This window comes from Sphingobacteriales bacterium, assembly GCA_016700115.1.
Lineage (GTDB): Bacteria > Bacteroidota > Bacteroidia > Chitinophagales > UBA2359 > UBA2359.
The window spans coordinates 2,901,790-2,924,118 of record CP064999.1 but is presented as its reverse complement, the minus strand read 5'-3'; the positions used below and the strand labels follow the sequence as shown (position 1 = coordinate 2,924,118).

Genomic DNA, 22,329 nt, shown 5'->3' with positions numbered 1-22,329 from the left:
TTTAGGATAAGCCCACAACAAGTAAATATCATTAACTCTCCGGCATAAGTGAATAAAAAGTTTTGCAACTTTGTGCCGAACAATCAGCTAATACAAACTAAACTCCCTCATTCTAAAATGACCGGTGCAAACGACACACATACCTCTAACCCATTCAATATCATAGTCATAGTTGCAGCATTGGGTTACTTTGTTGATATCTATGACCTGATCCTGTTTGGTATAGTTCGCAACCCAAGCCTTACAGAGTTGGGATATTCTGGAGCAGAATTAACTGCCAAAGGATTGATGCTTTTTAACTGGCAAATGACCGGCATGTTGCTTGGGGGCATCATTTGGGGAATATTGGGCGACAAACGCGGGCGCGTATCTGTCTTATTCGGTTCCATCTTCATGTACTCGGCAGCCAATGTTGCCAATGGTTTTGTGAACGATACCACTACTTATGCCGTACTCCGCTTCTTGGCGGGAATTGGTTTGGCGGGTGAACTCGGTGCAGGCATTACCTTAGTTTCTGAAACTATGACCAAAGAAACCCGTGGATACGGAACCATGATTGTTGTAACTTTTGGTGCTTTAGGAGCAGTAGCGGCGGCACTTGTTGGCGATTTTTTCACCTGGCGAATAGCTTATTTTGTAGGTGGCGGATTGGGTTTTGCTTTGTTTGCCCTTCGTTTAGGTACTTATGAATCGAGTATGTTCAAAACCATGTTGAACCATTCGGGCATCAGAAGGGGTGATTTTTTTCAGTTATTTACCAACCGCAAACGAGCAATCAGATATTTGAACTGTATATTGGTTGGCTTACCTATTTGGTTTTCCATCGGTATTTTAATTGTGCTTTCTCCCGAATTTAGTCGTGAAATCGGGGTATCAGGAACAGTTAAAGCAAGTACTGCCATCATGTTTGCCTATATCGGGCTTTCTGTGGGTGATTTTGCAAGTGGATTGCTGAGTCAGATATTTAAAACCCGTCGAAAGATAGTTATCGGATTTTTATCTACGCTTTTGATTGTTATTACTTTGTATCTCTATCTTAGGGACATCTCATACATTACCTATATCTTCCTGTGCTTTTCTATTGGCGCAGTTGCAGGCTATTGGGCTATTTTTGCAACCATTGCTTCTGAACAGTTTGGAACCAACCTTCGAGCTACAGTAACCACTACGGTTCCCAATTTTGTAAGAGGGGCTGTCGTTCCCATTACTTTGTCTTTTCAGTTCCTTCAACCTTATTGCGGTTTTATCAACAGTGCTTATATTGTTGGAATTGTTTGTTTAGGACTGGCATTTTTTGCCATTTTTAACCTGCACGAAACTTATGGTAAAGATTTGAATTTTATTGAAGAGTAAATCAAACAATTATGAACCCGAACAGCAAAGTAGCCCTGATTGCCGGAGCGAGCGGATTAACCGGTGCTGAGTGTTTAGACTTATTGCTAAAGCATGAAAACTACCATCGCGTTATTGCTTTAGTTAGAAAAACTTTGCCTTTAACACACGAAAAACTTCAACAAATACAAGTTGATTTTGACCATCTTGAAACTTGTATGGACGATTTTAGTGCTGATGATGTGTATTGTTGTTTGGGCACTACTATTAAAAAAGCAGGCTCACAAGCCAATTTCCGAAAAGTAGATTATGACTATATAGTCAATGTAGCAAAAGCCGCTTATGCAAATGGCGCAAAGCGTTTTCTTTTAGTATCTTCATTGGGAGCAAGCAGCAAATCATCCATTTTTTACAGCCGCGTGAAAGGTGAAACAGAAGAAGCGGTTGCAGCAATACCATTCGAGGAAGTACATATTTTCAGACCATCACTGTTATTAGGAAACCGAAAGGAGCACCGCTTTGGCGAAAGCCTGGCCATTAAAGGTTTTAAAGCATTAGGGTTTCTGATGGTTGGGCCTTTAGCCGTGTACAAAGGGATTGAAGTAAAAGATGTTGCAAAGGCAATGATTAGTATCGCCCAGTCCGGTGAGAAAGGCAAACATATATACCTTAATGATGAAATTCAGCGAATTGCCGATAAATCGAAGATTTAAAAAACCGGCACCGGCAACTATTAACTATAGATATTATTACAGACAGTTTTCCCTACCCACAAAATTCAGGAAGTGTTTATGTTTTACAACTATCTGTTTTTCCAGTTGCCAAAATTACTCCGCCCGATTATCTATGTTAACCTCCTGTTATTGCTTTTTGGTTTATTTTTATCAAAAGCTTATTCTCAAAATACCTGTTTAGCTGGAGGAATAACTTTTAGCACTCAAAATGAAATTGATACATTCTCAGAATATTATCCTGATTGTACTAATATTTTAGGAGGGGTCTTAATTGTTAATTCCAATATTTACAACCTGAATGGTTTGTCTCAGATTCAGGATATTGGAGGTTATCTTGAAATTTGGGGTAATGAGAATCTGACAAATCTGAATGGGTTGAACCAACTCAATAGTTTAGGAGGAACATTCTGGCTAACTGAAAACCCTGCTTTAACCAGCCTTGAAGCTTTAGCTCAACTCAATACTGTGAATGGACAAATTTATATCGGATTTAACGATTCTTTGTCAACTCTTAGCGGGTTAGATAACATCAATCCTAATTCCTTTACTGAACTGACTATCAGAGATAATCCAAACTTATCTTTTTGTGAAGTTCAGAGCATTTGCAGTTATCTTTCAATACCTTCAAATTCAGCGACAATTACCGGAAATACGGGTGATTGTTCCAACCGGGCTTTTATTGAACATAATTGTTCGATTCTAAACACCGATTGGAATATACTTACTTCATCTATATCCCTGCAACCTAACCCAACAAACGACAAAGTTTATATTTCCGGTATTGAACAGCATCCTGCCGAAATCAGTGTTTTTACCCTAACAGGCATACCGGTTCTTACAACAATAAGCAACGAAATTGATTTATCCGGTTTGCCTTCAGGTCTATATTTGGTAAACGTTATTATTCAAAATCAGTGTTGGCAAACCAAACTAATAAAAAACTAAAGTTTTATCCGGTTATAAACTTACTAAAACCACATACAATAGAGTAGCACAACTAAATTAACACATTATAGTACAATCAAATCGGATTATTTTGATTGATAATCTGCAATTCAACCAAATCAAGGGTTAGCCTTTCCAGGAATGAAACCAAAAAATACTGACACTCAACCGCAAGGAAAAGTATCAGTATTTAATATGTATGATTAGATTAATTCAGTTTCAAAATGGTCAATTCTTTTAACTGAGTATCCGGTTCTAAGTTGTTGAGTTTGCAGAGTGATTTAAGTTTAAGGCCAAACTCCTGAGATACTTCGTAAAGTGTTTGTCCAAATTTAACAACATGAAAATCTAACCCTTGAATTGATTTTTGTTTTTTAGTACCTAAAAAAATAGGGGTTCCGGCTTTGAGAGTAACATGACTTTGAACTTCATTATATTCCTCCAGTTTGCTTAACTTTAAATTCTTATTTTGAGCCACTTCATACAAATTTGTTTCTTTGTTTGCAATAATCGCATGAATGCCATTGATCAGAGTTTCTGACAGGTTCAATTCATTAACAGGAATTGCATAAGTTGAATTGGTTGTTGTTGGGGCTAAAGAGTTTGTTTCCGGCTTTTCAATAGCATTATTTGACTTATTATCAGCAGCCCTGTTGTTTTGAGGTTTTGGTTCAGAGGTTTTTAAAGGCTTAACCTCACAAGTTGGGCAAGCTATAAAATCAGGAACAGGTTTAGTTTTCTTGTTTGATTGATTAGATTCTTTTTTTGAAGATGAGGTGCTTCTTGCTTCAGGATTTTTATTGTTACTTAAATTGATATTTTCTTGTTTTACGTTTGTTGCATTAAAATCGGCTACCGGTTTGACATGTGGTTCAATTTTGTTTTTTGGAATTGCATAAACTTCCGATTTAGCCGAATTTGTAGTTTGAGCCGGTGGAATCTGAGTCGCATAAACTGAAAGGGGAGTTAAGTTATTCGTATTGTTTGAGTTTGGAATAAATTTTTCAGGTGTGTTTATTGTATTTCGTCTTCCATCCAATTTTTGGTTTCTTACGGTTGCAGTTAAATTTTCAGGTTTTCTGATTTCCCCGCTTGTACTAATGCAATCAAAATTGTATAACTCATATTTTTGAATTACCCCTATTAGTTTCACGGCGTAATTTGTATCTGTGGCATATCCTAAATTCTGTAAACCAAAAGCCCAACTGATATAATCAGTACATCCATACTGAAACAAGTTGCTAAAATACCCATCCCTATGGTATCTTAAAAATTCGGAATGATCTGTATAAGAATCAATTGCTGAATTATATTTTCTGAAACATTCATCCGGCTGGTCATCATCATATAAATAGGTGTCTCCTTGCCAGTAACTTTTACATTTAATACCAAAATGGTTATTCGCATCTATGGCTAACTGACTTGTTCCATAACTGCTTTCTAACATGCCTTGGGCTATCTTAATACTCGCAGGAATACCGGTACGTTTCATTTCATTTATAGCAATATCCTTATATTGGTTTAAATACATGTTAACTTTATAATCCAAAATAAAGTGCGCACATGCACTTTGCTGCGTTAGCAAACCAATCATTATCATTTGAAAGCATAACAAGAAAAGGGGTCTGAACTTTTTTAAATAAGATAAATTTGTTTGAAGTAGGGGTTTTTTCATAAATCATTTAGTTTTTAGTGAAGAGGTTGAATATCTATAAAAAGAAAATTTATCCGTTTTTTTTTGAAACCAAATTTTATGCCATTATGGAAGTTTTCAGAGTAAAATCAAATAATAACCTTTCAAATTCTATTCTTATTAAGCAGGTTAAAGTTAATGAAAAGGTTGAATTAGCATCCTGCATATTTGTTTTTTTGTAAAATATTTTTAAAATAATTTCGGACGTATTTAATTCGTACTATTCTAGGTAATGAAAATGTTAGGGTTTATCGTAAATATTTTTTAACGCACTTCTAAGGTTTGGGAAATTGAAAGAAAACCCAGAGTTCTCAACCTTACTTGATGATGCTTTGGCACTGTGAAAAATTATATCTGCCATTTGTCCCAATCCAATCCGCAGCGCCCATTCAGGAACCGGTAAAGCTAAAGCATATCTTTCTTTGGCACTCAAGATGGACAGAACAAATTCTTTATTTGTTACAGGGTTGGGTGAAACAGCATTGTAAGTTCCGCTCATGTGGGTATTTTCAATGGCATGGATGAACAAGCGACACAAGTCATCAATATGAATCCAGGAATAAAATTGTTTTCCGGTACCAAAATAAAAGCCGGGAGCGCAAAAACGAACAGGTAAATCCATTTTAGGCAATGCCCCTCCTTTGTTTGAAAGTACGATGCCGATACGAAAAATACAAGACCTGATGCCTAATTCATTGATAAAGGGTAGGTAAGATTGTTCCCAAAGACGGGTAGTTTCACTCAAAAAATCGTTTTCTTGCGGCAAATCTGATTCTGACAATAATTGGTCTGCTCTGTTTCCATAATAACCTATAGCAGAAGCTCCGATTATTGTTTTTACCCGGTGTTGTTTTAGCTGACTCAAAGTATTTACCAGTAAAGCAGTACTTTGAGTCCGGCTATTAACAATCTGCCTGCGGTTATGAGTTGTCCACCGTTTATCTCCAATACCTGCACCGGCCAAATGAACCACAATTTCTGTATCACTTAATGCTTCTGCATCAATAATGCCTTTTTCAACATTCCATTTAAAAGTAGGAATACTCGCATTTGGTTTTGGGCTCCGCACCAAATGTTTTACCACATAACCCCGTTCGATCAGAAATTCCGTCAACCGGCTGCCAATTAATCCCGAAGCGCCTGTAATTAAAATCTGCTGTTTTTGTGTCATCTTATTGCCATACGATTTTTTAGTAAAATGAATTTCATCGGCGTTTTTTTTCTAAAAGCAAAAAACTATAGAGTCACTTGAGTTTTGTTTGTCAATTTTTTGCAAAAGCAGACCTCTAAAAATCTTAAATTTGCAAAAATGATAGGCTAACCCCGATTTATAGCTATTTTAGCGGCGTTATAACTTCCATTAAAAATCATTGGATAAAAAATTATAAACTACTTAGGGCTGAAATAATCGAATCAGTCTGAACTGCAACTTTAACATCTAAACTCAAATTTTGTTATGAAAAACATTCATCTTATTTTCGTACAAGCTTCTCTTGTTATTTTGACACTATTCTTGTTTTCCTGTAGTTCGGGTGGTGGTGAAGGCATAGCCAACAGTAAAAAATTAGGCGATAAAAATGTAGTCATCCACGACCTTGCAGATGCAGACGGAATGAACCCGGTAACTTCAAGCAGTGCAAATGCAACATATATTCAAAACAATATTTTTCAGGGATTATTGGGTATAGATTTTATAACACTTAAAACTTATGGTCAATTAGCGGTTGATCGTCCGTTGATTGAAGAAATTTCAGATGGTGAATATGCAGGTGGAATGAAACTTACTTATGAAATCCGCCCGGAGGCAATGTGGGATAATGGTACTCCTGTTTTGGCAAGCGACTATATTTTTACCATTAAAGCCGTTAAAAATCCAAAAACAAGTTGTGGTTCTTTGCGCCCTTATTTAGAATTTATTGATGATATTCAGATAGACCCTCAAAACCCCAAAAAGTTTTCTATCTATTCAAAAGAAAAATACATTCTTGCCGAAGAGTTCAGCGGAACAACGGTAATGCCTGAATACATCTATGATCCTACGGGAATCATGAAAGGTTTTACAGTCAAAGAACTAAACGACAAGAAAAACGCTACCCGTTTGATGAGCGACAAAAAAATTGACGAATTTGCTCAAAGCTTTAACGCTCCGAAACATGCCCGTGAAAAAGGCTTTGTCGTTGGTTCGGGTCCTTATGAGTTTGTGGAATGGGCTACCGGACAATTTGTGATTCTTCAAAAAAAGAAAGATTGGTGGGGCGATAAAGTTGGCGGCAATCTCGTGGGCAAACCTGATAAACTGACCTATAAAATAGTGAACGATTGGACGACAGCGGTTACTGCTTTAAAAGGTGAAGATTTGGATGTGGCTCATGCAATCAGACCCAATGATTTTCTGGAACTTAAAAAAAATCAAAAGTTCAATGAGCTTTTCAATATATCTACACCTGATGAGTTATCCTATATATATTTAGGCCTTAACCGCCGTAATCCAAGGTTGTCTGATGTAAAGGTTAGGAAAGCATTGGCACACCTTGTGGATAAGGATGAGATTATTGAAACGCTTTTGTATGATATGGGTGTTAAAGTAAACGGACCGGTTAATCCCATCAAACCATATTATAACAATAACACTCCTCAAATTCCGTATGATGTAGATAAAGCAAAACAATTGCTGAAGGAAGCGGGATGGGAAGATACTGACGGAAACGGAATAGCAGATAAAATTGTCAATGGAGAAAAATTAGAAATGACTTTACAGTTTAAGTACAATTCTGGAAACGATACCCGAAAAAATATTGGTATCCTTCTCAAAGAAAATGCCAAACGTGCAGGAGTTGAGATTGAAGTCATTGCAAGAGAATGGACTGTATTTTTGGAAGATACTAAAAAAAGAGATTACGATATATTTTGTGCCGGTTGGGTACAATCTCCCATTCTTGACGATTTCAAACAAATCTGGCATACAAGCTCCGACCATCCTGATGGAGACAACCGCGTAGGGTTTGGCAATGCCGAAAGTGATAAACTGATTGATGATTTGAGGGCAACATTGGACGAAAACGAACGAAACAAAATGTATCATAGGTTTCAGGAGCTGATAACCGAAGATCAACCTTATATATTCTTGTATTCCCCCAAAAACCGCCTAACCATTCATGCGCGGTTTGAAAATGCAGAACCTTCAATGAACCGACCCGGATTTGAACAAAAAGCATTTACCCTGAAACAAAACTGGTTGGCTGAAAATTAATGCCGGCTTCTGTTTTTTCCTGTTTTCATGGACTAAAAGCGCTATTAACATTATGTTCAAATACATCGTTCAACGACTAATCATCTTTCTTCCAACCCTGATTGCCGTTTCTTTAGTTGCCTTTTCATTGAGCAAATTAGCACCCGGAGATCCGGTTGAATTATTGGTCAAAGGCCAATCGGGCGAATCTGGTCAAAAGGCTTCTGTTCAGGCCTATGAAGAAGTATCGAGAAGGCTCGGTTTGGATTTGCCGGTCTTCTACGGAGCATTCTCTACGGCAGCATTTCCAGATACCTTACATCAGATTATTAAAAAATCTGAACGGGAAAATCTTTCTGTATTGATAAGCCAATATGGAAATTGGCAACAGATTTCCAATTACTACCTTTCTTTAAAAAAGTTGGAAAGAGATTTGGCCTATATCCCTTCAGATACTTCTATTTCCATTGCCCGTAATACGGTTTCCCGGCATGTTAAAGATTTGCTGATCAATCATAAAAGTAACAGGATAGAGTTCGCCATTCAAGAAATTCAGACAACATTATCCGACAGCAATTCTTTAAGTGTGCTTCGCCCCCTTGCCGGAAATGTGGCAACCGATTATGAAAACATCAAGTCTCAGGCAACAACATATAAAAACTATATCCCTTCCATTAAATGGTATGGATTTAAAAACCAGTACCATCACTGGATTACCAATTTCTTTACCGGTAATTTCGGAATTTCATACTTAGACAACCGACCTGTAGGAAGCAAAATGTGGGACGCTCTTAGATGGACACTGATCATTAACTTTATTTCCATCATATTGGCTTATCTGATTGCCGTTCCGATAGGAGTTACTACCGCAGTTAAAAAAGATCAGGTCTATGACCGCATAGTTACAACGGCATTGTTTATTTTATACTCCCTGCCTTCATTTTGGATAGGGACTATACTCATTGTGTTTTTTACAACCTCCGAATATGGCGAGTGGCTGAACTGGTTTCCAACCGGAGGCGTTACTGACCTGCTGTCAGATACTCCTTTTTTCACCCGGGCGCTCGATATCCTGCACCACCTTGCATTGCCTATCTTTTGTGTAACTTATGGTTCGTTTGCATTTATTTCCCGGCAAATGCGCGGTGGCATGTTAACTGTTATCCGGCAGGATTATATCCGGACTGCCAAAGCAAAAGGGCTTGAAGAAAAAACAATTGTGTGGAAACATGCATTCAGAAACTCACTGTTTCCCATTATAACTTTGTTTGCCTATATTTTTCCTGCGGCTATCGCAGGTGCTGTAACCATTGAAGTTATTTACAGCATTCCCGGTATGGGAAAATTAGCCGTTGATTCCATTGTCGCCCGTGATTGGCCGGTGGTATTTACTATCCTGATGTTTGCCGCAATTTTAACTATGGTTGGCAATCTGGTTGCCGACTTGTTATATGCGCTTGTTGATCCGCGGGTTACATACAGCAACAAATCCTAAACCTCAACCCTAATCCTTTAAAAATACCCTTTATTCATGATTTTTGGCAAAAAGAAAACAAAGCAAATCGAAGAGGCAATCCTAAACAATACGCCAAATAGCGATCAAAGTTATTGGGCGAATGTAAAACGTCAGTTCAATAAAAACCGGTTAGCTGTCTGGTCTTTGCGAATTTTCTATGTCATTCTGTTTATTGCCGTTTTTGCCGATTTTTTATCCAATGAACGCCCGTTGGTTTGTAAATTAGACGGAAAGCTGATGTTTCCGGTATTAAAACAGTATTCCGTCAGCTTGGGATTAGGTAAATGGGATCAACAATTTGTAACCAAACGTTGGGACGAACACAATTACGATTTTGCAGTTTGGCCACCTATACCTTATTCTTCTACAACTATTGACAAGTCAAACCGAAATTTTGTCAGCCCATTTGCCGAACAACGGGTAAAATCGTGGCGGTGGAAGCATATTCTGGGTACGGACGAGCTTGGTCGTGATGTTGCAGCAGGAATGATACATGGCACACGAGTAGCAATTTCTGTAGGAATCATCGCAATGTCTATTGCCTCTATGATAGGTATCTTTTTAGGTTCTCTTGCCGGTTACTTTGGAGATAGTCGGCTTCAAATGTCCCGAATCAGGTTATACCTCAATCTTTTAGGTATCGTACTGGCTGTATTTTATGCTTTTATTGCCCGGGGTTATGCGATGGGAGAAGGTGCTGCCGAAAGTGGAGGTTTTATGAAACAACTCCTGATCAGTATTGGCATTTTTACCGGCATCCTGATAATTGTAAACCTTTTAGCAACTGTTTTGAAAAAAGTTCCGCTGTTAGGAAATAGGGTCAATATAGCAACAGACCTTCTCATCATGCGTCTGATTGAAGTTTTCAATTCAATACCCGGTTTATTGCTGATTTTATCTATCGTAGCCTTAACAAAACCTTCTATCATCAATGTGATGGTAATTATCGGATTTATATCATGGACAAGTATCGCCCGCTTCATACGGGCAGAGTTATTGAGAATCCGAAATCTCGAATATATCGAAGCTGCACAGGCAATGGGTTTTAGCGAAGCTCGGATTATTTTTCGTCATGCCATACCTAATGCGCTGACACCCGTGTTGATAACCATTGCTTTTGGAATTGCAAGTGCTATTTTAACCGAAGCCTTTTTGTCGTTTTTAGGAATTGGCGTGGCTGCTGAAGAAGTTACCTGGGGTTCTTTGTTAAATCTGGCAAGAACTCATTTCCCCGCCTGGTGGCTGGCTATTTTTCCGGGTACTGCCATCTTTATCACAGTTACTATTTTTAACCTCATCGGCGAAGGATTGACTGATGCTTTAGACCCTCGTTTGAAACAGTAACAAAGAATTGAAATTGTTAAACAGACATAATGGTGTTAAATAAAACAACAAACCCTCAAAGAACAATTTCGATTATCTTTAAGAAAGGTTGTTTAAAAATCTGGTACAATTCCTCCCATTATTGAAATATTTGTCTTCTCGGAAGTTTACAAGTTCTTTTGGGGTTTCACTGAAATCGTCACCCAAATTTCAGGGTCCCCCCCTACTGACACCTTTGATAACACCACTTTTACCCATCAATCTCGATAATTTACTTGGCAATGATTTTGTCTATTACACAACAATCGGATTGCCCAAATTTATAACCTACTGCTTTCGTCCCAAATACATTGCGCCCAACGCTATGAAAGTGCAAGGAGTGAGGCAAACTATGAATCCAAGGCATCGGAGGCTTAGTTGATTGACTGTAACACTTTTTTATAATGGACAAAACAACTCAAACTATAACTCAATATTATACCTCACCATATTTACCCCAATACTACTGATATTGGGTGCAAGCGTTTGAAAGTCGGTTGCATTAACATTGCCATCTAAGTTACAGTCGTTTCGGTGATATTGATTGCTCATGTTTGGGTTTGTTGCGTAGGCATTGTAATCTCCAAAATGTATCACTCCATCTGCAAAAACATCTCCTGCTTTCATCGCGTATTGCCCGCCTACGGGTGTGAGTTGGTTGCTGCCCAAAGCCGCACCGGGTTGTAAGGTAAAATTAAAGGTCATCAGGTTGCCTGAGATGGGTAAGGGTGTGCTGCTTGCAACGGCGAGGTGGTTTCTGTGCCGTACTATCAAATAGTAAGATTGGTTTGCCGAAACCAAATCGCCCGTAAGCGTTGATTCTAAGCGCACTCTTCCGGGTATCGGGTTGATGGCATCCTGTATGCTACCATCGTTCAATAAAATGGCTGCTTTTTGCCAAACGATAGCGTTTGTAACGGCATGACGAAATTCGAGCAAGACCCAATCAACTGCATTTGAAGGAAGGTTTGCCGGCGAACCCGCACTTTCCGTACCTGGATAAAACCATGGAAGAACATGATAGGGTTGTTGTACCGGTAGCAGATTACTGCTGCGTAATGTCGTATTCATTTGCGGTGCACCTATAAAGATATCACCGGGTATAGCACCCTGAAGCAATACTTTGGCATTGAGTAGAGGCGCTTGTTCTTGTGCAAGATACTCGAAAACCTGCATAGATGCGGTAGCGCCGGCTCCCATAGGAATAAGATACCCGTTGTTGTCTGTAACGGAAGCGCCGGTAACCGGCATACTATAAAGCGGCGGGTCGCCTGCGGGCAGTTCGTCCACCGTAACTTCCAGCGTAGCCACCTTGCCAATTGCCGACACATTGGTATGATTGATGCGAGTGATGCCCACATAGAGCAACTTGCTCACCGTATTCACCTTATAAGAAGCGATGAAATCAACCCCCGGAGTACCGAAACAGGAACCCCCGAAATGCAAACGGGGATTCACCCCATCATACTGAAGAGTAAACGCCAACCCGTAGCAGTTGATAGCGCCGCCATTGACTGTATTTTGTAAGGTGATATCAATAAACGCGCTGTTGTTCAGCGCAACTACGGGGGTATTAGCTTCCGATGATATCAACGCTTCGGGAAAATTGTCAAAATCGTCCGTGCTTGCCGGGCCGGTGCCCGAACTTTGCCCGAAATTCTGAACTATGGCCGTTGTATCGGCTGCATTGACAATACCGCTGCCGCTGCAGTCGGCGTGTTTATGGTTGATGCCCGTAAACAGTTCTCCGGTAAAGGAAGTGGTGAAATTGGCAGCCGGTTTGGGACTGAACCCGATAGTTTGGTCGCTTCGCGGAGCGCCGGTTTTATTGTACGCCAACCCCAGCGCCAACCAATCCATCATATTGACAACGCCATCGGCATTGGCATCGCCCGGCCAAACGCAATCGGACGAAACTGTTACCGTCTGCGTGTATTCGTTAAAACAAGTTCCGTTATAGGCTTCCAACTTTAGAATATAGCTTCCGGCGGCGGGGAAAGTATAAGTCAGGTCAGTATCGGTACTTACGTTAATTCCGTTTACATACCATTGGTAGTTGGTTGCATTGGTTGAGGTGTTGGTGAAAATAGTTGGTCCGTAGGCACAAGTGATTGGGTTGTTTGTAAAGGATGGGACAGATGGACATGGTGAGGGGCAATCGCTTAAAACAGTAATAGCTCCAATCGATCCAATCCACTTATTCTCGTTTTCATCTAAAACAATACACACAACCGAATTATAATATAATCCTGAATTAGATGAATTATACGTAGTCCAATTTGTTCCATCAAATTTTGACACTCCTAAATTAGTTCCGATCCATTTATTTCCGGCAGCATCTATGGAAATAGAAAAAACATAATTATTAGGTAATAACGAATTAGAGGTATTGTAAATAGTCCAATTAGTGCCATCAAATTTTGCTAAACCTCCCCATGTTCCAATCCATTTAACTCCTGCTGGATCTATAACTATACTTTCAATGTAATTGTGGGGCAATCCGGAATTTGAAATATTATAAGTTGTCCAATTCGTTCCATCAAATTTTGATAACCCTCCTCCATAAGTTCCAATCCATTTATTTCCTATTGCATCGATTACAATTTCCTTAACGGAATTGTTAGGTAATCCTGAATTATAAGACCAGTAATGTGTCCAATTCGTTCCATCAAATTTTGCTAACCCTCCTCCATTAGTTCCAATCCATTTGTTGTTTGAGGCATCAATAGTTATTGGATGAACTATATAGGAAGGTAATTCCGAATTAGAAGTATTATAAACAGTCCAATTTATACCATCATATTTTGCTAGACCAGCATTTGACGTTCCGATCCATTTAACCCCATCAGTGTCTATAGCAATACCTGTAACGTTATTAGAAGGTAAGCCTGAATTAGAAGTATTATAAGTAGTCCAATTTTCACCATCAAATTTTGATAATCCCCCACTCCCTATCCATTTATTCCCGTTCAAATCAATCACAATACGAAACATAGAATTAAATGGCAATCCTACACTAGCAGAATTGTAAGTAGTCCAATTTTCTTCTATTCCATCGCAAGGATTATTACTAACTGATATACTTTGGCAGGAATTATTAATACCGCAAGAATTGCTAACCGACAGGCAAACACTATAAGTTCCAAAAGTTGTATAAGTATGAACAGCATTTTGCCCGTTACTTGTATTTCCATCTCCAAAGTTCCATAAATAACTCGTTGCGATGGAAGTAGTAGCTGAAACCGATAGTATTAACCCGTTTTTAGTATAAGTAAAACCAGATTCAGGTAGAGCGGTAATAGTTATATCTTGCGTGCTAGCATGGTTACAAGTGGCATTGGCAGCTATAAGTGTAATGGTGTAAGTACCGGATGAAGCAAAAGTATAAGAAAGATTAGTGCCTGTACTTTGAAGTACATTATTGACCAACCATTGGTAACTTGTTGCCCCGGTAGAAGTATTGACAAAAGTTAAGGGTTGATTAACGCAATTACCCGCAGGAAGCGTGAAGCTGGACAAAGCGTTACAACAATTGGCATTGTTCAATGCCTTAAAGACATTTAACCGCCCTCCGGTTACACACTTTCCCGCCAATTCCGGCACTACATCCACTTGACTTAGAATAGCCGCTTTAATATCGGCATAACCCATACCCGGGCAATAAACCAAAGCGGCAGCGCCTGCCACATGAGGTGCAGCCATAGAGGTGCCGCTATAACTACTATAAGCACCCTCAAGTACTGTACTAAGAATTGCCGTGCCGGGGGCTGCCAAATCAACAGACGTTGTGCCGTAGTTGGAAAAACTCGCTAATATATCGTTTGGCGTAGTTGCTGCAACAGAAATGATATTGGGTAGCGTGTAGCTTGAAGGATAGTGCGGCACATCATCGTTATTGTTTGCCGAGTTGCCTGCTGCCGCCACAAAAATAGAATTGTTGTTTTGTGCGTTCAAAATGGCATTGTACAGCGTTTGGGAATATCCACCACCTCCCCAACTGTTGTTGGTAATTTTTATACCCATATTGGTTGCATAATTCAGTGCTGCTACAGCATCAGAAGTATAGCCACCTTGACCCGAAGCACCAAAAAATTTTAACCCCATGAGTTTAACCTGCCAGCATACTCCTACAACACCCAAACCGTTGTTTCCTTGTGCGCCGATAGTGCCGGCACAATGTGTTCCGTGTGAATTATCGTCCATTGGGTTGTTGTCGTTATTCTTAAAATCCCATCCGATAAAATCGTCCGCATAGCCGTTTCCATCGTTATCTATTCCGTCTATATCTCCCGGGTCAAATTGCCATACCCCACCGATATACTCTAAAACATGTCCGTCTCCATCAGCATCTTCGCCTAAATTTTGCCAAATATTGTTCACCAAATCGGGATGAGTCCAGTCTATGCCGGTGTCAATCACGCCCACCACCACATCGCTGCAATCGGTTTCGGTATCCCAGGCTTGGGGAGCCTGTATCTTGTTCATCCCCCATAAACTGCCCAACATTGGGTCGTTGGGGGTTAGGCTAATGGAATAAATATAATTGGGTTCGGCATATTCTATGTATGGGTGCGGGCTATTCTTCAAATATTCGCCCAATTCTTCGGGGTTGTTTATGGTTCGTCCGTTTATGGTCAGCATGTCGGGTATTTGCCATACCTGCACCTCTGTTCCGTAAATAGTGCTTAATTTATGAGCCCCCAGCAAATCTAAAGCAACCCGTTCTTCACCGGCTGCTTCTATTCCCGGTGCTAATTTTACCAAAACTTCATTGTCAACATAGCGTTCTGAGGCGGGCAACGACTGCGCTTGTACTTTAAATGTCAGCATAGAAAAGAGCAGAGTGGAAACCAAAAAACGGAAGGGTAAGAATCGGGTTAACATATTTTGTGAAATTTATCAGGTGTATGGAAATAAACGGTTATCTTTATGCTTCACAAAGATAAATATTTAGCGTTTTTTCAACTAATAAATCTTTACTGCGTTTGCACCTTTTTCCCCCGTCCTTTTTCTTGGATTTTCCTGCATAAATGCTTATTAAACAAGGCTTTTGTGAAATGCAGTCATTATGTTTTGCACTGTTTTAATGAGATTTAATGCTGAGGTGTTGTTATTTTTTTAACTTTTTCCTGCATTTTTTACCCACATATCGCCCATTCATGAAGCAAATCTCACGTTTTGATTTGTAGATTGTGCGTCTTATTCCCCTCTTTTTTCCCACATTGAGGGGCAGGGGGGTGTTTGGGCAAGGGGTGGGTTCTTCTTTTTATTCCCAAATACCAAAAGCCATAAACCCGAATTTGCTGCAATTTACAATCAACCCACCTCAACCCCTCCGGGGAGGACTAACTCCACGCTTCGTTTGAGCCAAATTCCCGGACTCGGAAAGGTGTTGTTCCTCTTTTTCTATTCTTCCTTTCTTAGAAGATTGCATCATTGATTTTAGGATTGCTGATTTGGAAAAAGTTGCCGGCGTTCAGGTTTGTTAGAAAAGGAGGTATTTTTGATAATATTTTAGAGCCGATTAGTATTACGTTACCGACACCTGCTTTCGTTGTTTTAGTTTAGGTGTCGGTAACGTATAGACGGCTCATGAAATAAAAGTTTAGGTGTCGGTAACTTTTACTTATTACTTTTACGTTACTTTACGTTTTCCGTTACCGACACCTGTTTTCGTTATTCCGGTTTAGGTGTCGGTAACTTTTAACCAACTTTCGATATATAGGTTTAGGTATCTGCAACGTTTATTTTGTAACGTTTAATTATTTCGAATGAGCAAGTTATATTCACTGCTGCAAACCCTCGACACTACGGAACGGAAACGATTTACCCAATACCTTCACTCGCCGTTTTTTCATTCTGCAAATGTGGAAATGCCCGAAAAATTGTTGACGGTTCTAATTAATACGCCCCCAAAAAACGAACCCGGCAATGATGCCTTAGCCGCCATCTTGTTTCCCGAAAAGGAGGTATCCAAAGCAGAGTCTTTTGTCCGCAAATGCAAATCGGAATTATACCGCCTGCTGCTTCAGTTTTTGGCTCACAGCACTTTGCTGGAAGACAAAGCAGCCCTCACCCGCGCTAAACTTGCCGAACTTGGACGGCGCAAGCAAAACAAAATTTATGAAGAACAATGGAAGGTATGGAATTCCGAATACCAAAAAAAGCAGGTAAGCGGTTCGTTTAATTATTATGAAGAAGATTATATGCTGCATTTGGATTACTATAATCATCATCTTGCTTCAGACAACCGTTATCCGGAAGCCAATGAACTCCGCTTTAAAATCGCCCGGAAATTGGACGTTTTCTACCTCGCCACGCAGTTGCAGTGGCTGGTCGTTTTGTTGAGCGGTCAGGATATTGTCTATCCTTTACCGGCAGACGAACACGAGAAAACCGGTTTTAAATTGCAAAACCTGCTGTATATGACCGAAGCCGTAGATTGTTTGTCGGAACCTATCGTAAAAATATATTACCATTTGGCTAACCTGTTTTTGAAACAAAATACCCACGAGCATTTGGCCCGAGTGAAAGACTGGCTGAATGAATACGTTCAAATTGCCGCAAGAGCCGATTTAATTCCCGTATGCAAATTGGCCTGCAATTACTGTATCGGTGAATTTAAACGGGGGAATACAGGCTTTTTAGCCGATACCGACTTTTTTTACGAATTTAGATTTGCCCATAGATTGCTTCCCGAAGAAGGAGGGCGTATCGTACCGGCAGATTTTAAAAACATCGTTACCATAAAATGCCGCCTCGGGCTGTTTCGGGAAGCCTCCGAATTTATCCTGCAATACGGGCATTGTTTACCCGCCTCGCACAAAGAACTGCCGGCATATTGCAATGGGCAGATTGCCTTTTACGCAGGAGATTTTGAAAAGGCTACCGAATTTTTGGAGCAGGTAGAAAGAAAAGACAATTTGGACTATCTGCAAGTAACCCGCCTGTTGATAAAATCCTATTTCGGAATGCTGCCCGTTAAAAGCGACCTATTGCTTTCTAAACTCAAAACGGTCGAAACGCGGTTGTATCAGTTAGAAAAAGAGAAGCGGATTACATCCGGCACAAAGAATGTTCAGCTTGTTTTTACGACATTTTGCAACAAACTTTTAAAAATTGCCATGTTTCATAGTGGCCGGCAAACTTCGGAAAAATTAACCGGTTTGGGAATTGAACTATATAACGAAATAGAAACCCAATACAACTTTGCCGATAAAGACTGGTTATTGGCAACTTGTAAACGAATAACCGGGATTTGACAAATTGGGGATTTTTAGGGTCGTTCTTCGGGGAATCGGTCATGATTACAACCTTTGGAGGACTCGCGGATGGGTAAAATGAAAAATTTATACCGCTTCACTAAATAGTCGTCCCTTAACAACAAACCGAAGCCTTTCTGTCGTTTTTAGGAATTGGCGTGGCTGCTGAAGAAGTTACCTGGGGTTCTTTGTTAAATCTGGCAAGAACTCATTTCCCCGCCTGGTGGCTGGCTATTTTTCCGGGTACTGCCATCTTTATCACAGTTACTATTTTTAACCTTATCGGCGAAGGATTGACAGATGCTTTAGACCCAAGATTAAAGCAATAAATAACAATACAATAAAGATTAAAAAAGCAAAGATAATTCGCCTGCAATCAGTTTGAACCAGAAAATAAGACGTTTTTCAACGCTAATATCCTATTTGCAAACTATCGCTGAAAAACCATCTAACAGGAAACCATTGGTGGGAAATCAAATTCTTGTTTTTCTGTAAATCATCTCCATTGTTAACAACAAAATGAGTTTTTTTTATCAAACAAAGTCGTGTTAACCCTGAAAAAATGATAATTAAAAACAAAAATGAAATAAGAAATGAACCGTTTCTTGTTTCTTTTACTTCAAAAAAGTCAATTCCCTTATTAAAATTTGAGATTTAAAAGGATTAAAAAGTAATTTTTGCCTTTTCTATTGTAATTTTATTCTTTTCGATTGACTTTTTACGCTTTAAAATTGTCATTTTACTTTTTAAAATTGACAATCTTTTCATTTTTGAAACAAGAATTGATTCAATTCCAGTTTCAATTTTCGAAAAAATGTCAATTTTATTTGTTTTTGAAACAAGAATTTGTTCTAAAATTTAGACTTTTTACCCCTAAAAAAGAGCACAAAAGTTCGTTTTTGGTGGAGGATAACGAATTTAGGTTGCCGGAATATGGGACTTAACAATTAAATTTCAGGACAGTGCCTCTGCTTTAAAAAATGAGACAGCAAGATGCTATAAGCCAAGAATTTGGGTGGTAGAATACCCTTTTAAATAAGGTACAATGACTACTTCTCCCCCATTTTGGGTAACAAGATCATGCCCAACAATTTGTTCTTTGGAATAATCTCCGCCTTTTACCAAAACATCCGGCATTATTTCAGAAATTAGTTGAAAAGGGGTGTCTTCCTCAAAAATTACAACTGCCGTAATATAAGAAAGAGATGCAAGCAGCAATGCCCTTGTTTGCTGAGATTGTACAGGTCTTTGTTCCCCTTTTAACCGTTTGACAGAATCATCTGAATTCAGCCCGACTATCAAAACATGACCATGTCCGGCAGCCTGAGTAAGTGTATAAAAATGTCCTAAATGCAACAGGTCGAAACAGCCGTTGGTAAAGACTATCTTTTGTTCTTTAAATCGCCATATATTCAACTTGAACTGCAATTGACTAAGCGTTAGAATCTTACTTTCTATTTGCTCTAATTTTGTCATGTCTTATGGTTTAAAATCAAACAAAATGTCTGTTTTTTTGGGTAAAATGAATAGGTCGCTCGCTTATATTTAAACGAAAAAGTTTGTTTACAAGTTAAATTGCTTAGAACCTCAAATCTCTATTTTTGACGGAAAAATATGGTCAGCGGGACACCTGAAAAGTCAAATCGTTTCCGCATTTGGTTTTCAACATAGTTTCGGTACGATTCCTTGATATATCTCGGATGATTACAGAAAAAAGCAAAAGCCGGGTAAGCCAAAGGCAATTGCGTAACATACTTGATTTTGATAAACCTGCCTTTTTCAGAAGGCGGGGGATTTTGTGTAGTAATTTCTTCCAAAAACTCGTTGAGTTTGTGGGTTGGAATTCGGGTTTGTCTTCTTTTGTAAACTTCTAAGGCTTCTTCCATCGCTTTAAATATCCTCAATTTTTCGGTTGCAGAAATAAAAATGATGGGAACATCGCTAAAAGGAGCAATTCTTTGTTTAAATGCTTCTATATAAGTTTTAGTGGTATGTGTATCTTTTTCAACAGCATCCCATTTATTGACCAAAATTAAGATTCCTTTCTTTTTTCTTTCGGCAAGTCTAAAGATATTGATGTCCTGCATTTCAATACCAATTTGAGCATCAATAACCAATAGACAAACATCGGCATTGTCTAAAGCATTGATTGCCCTCATGACTGAATAAAATTCGAGGTTTTCATGAACTTTCGCCTTTTTACGGATTCCGGCAGTATCTATGAGGATAAATTCCTTTTGAAACATATTGTAATGTGTATCAATCGAATCGCGGGTTGTTCCTGCAATTGGTGTAACAATATGACGTTGTTCTCCTACCAAGGCATTGACCAATGATGATTTACCCACGTTTGGTTGACCGATAATAGCGAAACGGGGAATATGCTGTATCTCAGGTTGCGGTTCGGGTTCTTTAATATATTCTGCAATGGCATCTAACAATTCTCCCGTTCCGCTTCCACTTATAGAAGCAATGGGGAATAATTCGTCGAAACCAAGACTGTAAAATTCAGCCACATCAGACATTCGGTTTGCATCATCTACTTTGTTTACGGCTAACAAAACTTTTTTGTCCGAGCGGCGGAGAAGCCTCGCCATTTCGTCGTCAAGGTCGGTAATTCCGGTAGTAACATCCACTAAAAACACAATGATAGATGCCATTTCAATGGCTATTTTCACTTGTTCTTCGATAGCACGTTCAAACAAATCGTCTGAATTTGGAACAAATCCGCCGGTATCTACAACGTTAAACGTTTTACCATTCCAATAACTCTCGCCGTATTTTCTATCGCGGGTAACTCCGCTGTAATTGTCCACGATAGCTTCCCGTTTTCCTACTAAACGATTGAACAACGTTGATTTTCCTACATTTGGTCTGCCTACTATGGCAACTGTGAAACTCATATTATTTAGTATAAATTTAAACTTCGATGGTGTTAAGATTGCTTGATTGCTCCTCAATTAACCTGTAAAGGTGAAATCGTGTCCGGTAATTTATTTTGTTTGATGCTTGAATTCTTATACAAAATTCCTGTAAAATCAGATTGTGAGTGTTCGGAAATTCCAATATTCAACTTACTCATACCCCCGGTTCTTTAAAAACTTTTCATCATCCCTCCAGTTTTCTTTTACTTTGACAAACAACTCCAGATAGACTTTTTTGGCCAAAAAAGTTTCGATGTCAACTCTGGCTTTACTGCCTACATTTTTTAATTTCTTACCGTCTTTGCCAATCAAAATAGGTTTTTGCGAAGCCCGGTTCGTAATTATATCCGCCCTTATATAAGTGATGTCGGGTTTTTCTTTAAATTCTTCTACCGAAACTTCAACAGAATAAGGCACCTCATCTTTATAGGTAAGCAGTATTTTTTCGCGGATGATTTCAGCAACAAAAAAGCGTTCAGGCCGGTCAGTCAGTTCATCTTTATCATAATAAGGCGGTGAAACAGGAAGCAGCGAAACGATGATATCTTTCAGTACATCGAGATTATACTGAGACAGTGCTGAAATTGGCAAATATCTGGTGCAGGCAGGTACATGCTCTTCCCAATAGGTCAGCAACCTGCGAATGTCTTCTTCGTCAATGGTATCAATTTTGTTCAGCAATAAAATAACGGGGGCTTCCGATTGTTTCAGTAGTTTCACTGCATCTTTAACCTCTTCAAAACCCTGTTTTACATCTACTAAAAACAAAATAACATCGGCATCATAGAGCGAGGTTTTGACAAATCGCATCATTGCCTCTTGCATTTTATAGCTGGGATCAATGATTCCGGGTGTATCTGAATATACAATTTGGTAATGCTCTTCATTGACAATACCAAGGAGGCGATGCCGGGTAGTCTGAGCTTTCGAAGTGATAATCGCAATTCTTTCGCCAACTAATGCATTCATCAGGGTAGATTTCCCGACATTGGGTTTCCCTAATATGTTGACAAATCCCGCCTTATGTTGCTCTTCCATTAAAAACCAAGGTACTGATAAATACGATACAGCAAAGTTAAACGAAAAAAACGTTGAACTTGCCGGATTTAAGCATACAATAAAAAAGCCGGTCATCGAAACCGGCTTTTTTTGAGTTGCGGGAGCAGGACTCGAACCTACGACCTTCGGGTTATGAGCCCGACGAGCTACCACTGCTCCATCCCGCGATATTGGACGGCAAAGGTAAATCAATTTGCCGTAATAAAAAATAATTCTGCAAATTATTTTTAAACATCCAATCCTTACTTTCTCTAAACTCTGAAAAAGGTGATG

The 22,329-nt window shown here is 39.2% G+C and carries 14 protein-coding genes and 1 tRNA gene; 8 read left to right on the top strand and 7 right to left on the bottom strand.

What is annotated here, in order from left to right; all coding sequences use genetic code 11:
- Nucleotides 1-117 precede the first annotated feature (117 nt).
- The 3 genes from IPM47_10540 to IPM47_10530 all read left to right on the top strand — a co-directional run bounded on the left by IPM47_10540 (nt 118) and on the right by IPM47_10530 (nt 3,011).
- A complete protein-coding gene (locus IPM47_10540) occupies nt 118-1,353 on the top strand; it encodes an MFS transporter (GenBank protein ID QQS31442.1) in 1,236 nt (411 codons plus the stop codon).
- 11 nt (nt 1,354-1,364) lie between these two features.
- A complete protein-coding gene (locus tag IPM47_10535) occupies nt 1,365-2,045 on the top strand; it encodes an oxidoreductase (protein QQS31318.1) in 681 nt (226 codons plus the stop codon).
- A 78-nt stretch (nt 2,046-2,123) separates the two neighbouring features.
- The gene (locus IPM47_10530) at nt 2,124-3,011 is read left to right on the top strand and encodes a T9SS type A sorting domain-containing protein (protein QQS31317.1); all 888 of its coding nucleotides are present in this window, start codon (nt 2,124-2,126) and stop codon (nt 3,009-3,011) included.
- Between the two features lie 208 nt (nt 3,012-3,219).
- Here IPM47_10530 and IPM47_10525 read toward each other — a convergent pair whose 3' ends face one another.
- Nucleotides 3,220-4,503 carry a glucosaminidase domain-containing protein gene (locus tag IPM47_10525; protein ID QQS31316.1) on the bottom strand — a complete coding sequence of 428 codons (1,284 nt, stop codon included), beginning with the start codon at nt 4,501-4,503 and terminating at the stop codon, nt 3,220-3,222.
- 442 nt (nt 4,504-4,945) lie between these two features.
- Nucleotides 4,946-5,875: a TIGR01777 family protein gene (locus IPM47_10520; GenBank protein QQS31315.1), complete on the bottom strand. Its 930-nt coding sequence runs from the start codon at nt 5,873-5,875 to the stop codon at nt 4,946-4,948.
- A gap of 285 nt (nt 5,876-6,160) precedes the next feature.
- Here IPM47_10520 and IPM47_10515 point away from each other — a divergent pair, with 285 nt between their 5' ends.
- From IPM47_10515 to IPM47_10505, 3 genes are read left to right on the top strand one after another with little or no spacing between them, the layout of a single operon-like run.
- On the top strand, nt 6,161-7,954 hold the full coding sequence (locus tag IPM47_10515) for an ABC transporter substrate-binding protein (protein QQS31314.1): 1,794 nt from the start codon (nt 6,161-6,163) through the stop codon (nt 7,952-7,954).
- A 52-nt stretch (nt 7,955-8,006) separates the two neighbouring features.
- On the top strand, nt 8,007-9,428 hold the full coding sequence (locus IPM47_10510; protein QQS31313.1) for an ABC transporter permease: 1,422 nt from the start codon (nt 8,007-8,009) through the stop codon (nt 9,426-9,428).
- A 36-nt stretch (nt 9,429-9,464) separates the two neighbouring features.
- Nucleotides 9,465-10,793: an ABC transporter permease gene (locus IPM47_10505; GenBank protein QQS31312.1), complete on the top strand. Its 1,329-nt coding sequence runs from the start codon at nt 9,465-9,467 to the stop codon at nt 10,791-10,793.
- 441 nt (nt 10,794-11,234) lie between these two features.
- Here the strand turns inward: IPM47_10505 and IPM47_10500 are convergent, their stop codons facing one another.
- Complete coding sequence (locus IPM47_10500) at nt 11,235-15,695, bottom strand: S8 family serine peptidase (GenBank protein ID QQS31311.1); 4,461 nt, start codon at nt 15,693-15,695, stop codon at nt 11,235-11,237.
- Between the two features lie 887 nt (nt 15,696-16,582).
- On the opposite strand from IPM47_10500, the gene IPM47_10495 reads away from it, so the two are divergent.
- Both IPM47_10495 and IPM47_10490 read left to right on the top strand, forming a co-directional pair.
- Nucleotides 16,583-18,073 carry a hypothetical protein gene (locus IPM47_10495; GenBank protein ID QQS31310.1) on the top strand — a complete coding sequence of 497 codons (1,491 nt, stop codon included), beginning with the start codon at nt 16,583-16,585 and terminating at the stop codon, nt 18,071-18,073.
- A gap of 158 nt (nt 18,074-18,231) precedes the next feature.
- Nucleotides 18,232-18,402, top strand: coding sequence for a hypothetical protein (locus IPM47_10490; protein QQS31309.1), 171 nt, complete (start codon nt 18,232-18,234; stop codon nt 18,400-18,402).
- A 667-nt stretch (nt 18,403-19,069) separates the two neighbouring features.
- Here IPM47_10490 and rfaE2 read toward each other — a convergent pair.
- The 4 genes from rfaE2 to IPM47_10470 all read right to left on the bottom strand — a co-directional run bounded on the left by rfaE2 (nt 19,070) and on the right by IPM47_10470 (nt 22,223).
- Nucleotides 19,070-19,549, bottom strand: coding sequence for a D-glycero-beta-D-manno-heptose 1-phosphate adenylyltransferase (gene rfaE2 / locus IPM47_10485; protein QQS31308.1), 480 nt, complete (start codon nt 19,547-19,549; stop codon nt 19,070-19,072).
- A gap of 119 nt (nt 19,550-19,668) precedes the next feature.
- Complete coding sequence (der, locus tag IPM47_10480; GenBank protein QQS31307.1) at nt 19,669-20,976, bottom strand: ribosome biogenesis GTPase Der; 1,308 nt, start codon at nt 20,974-20,976, stop codon at nt 19,669-19,671.
- A 171-nt stretch (nt 20,977-21,147) separates the two neighbouring features.
- A complete protein-coding gene (gene era / locus IPM47_10475) occupies nt 21,148-22,035 on the bottom strand; it encodes a GTPase Era (protein ID QQS31441.1) in 888 nt (295 codons plus the stop codon).
- 116 nt (nt 22,036-22,151) lie between these two features.
- Nucleotides 22,152-22,223, bottom strand: a tRNA-Met gene (locus IPM47_10470).
- Nucleotides 22,224-22,329 lie beyond the last annotated feature (106 nt).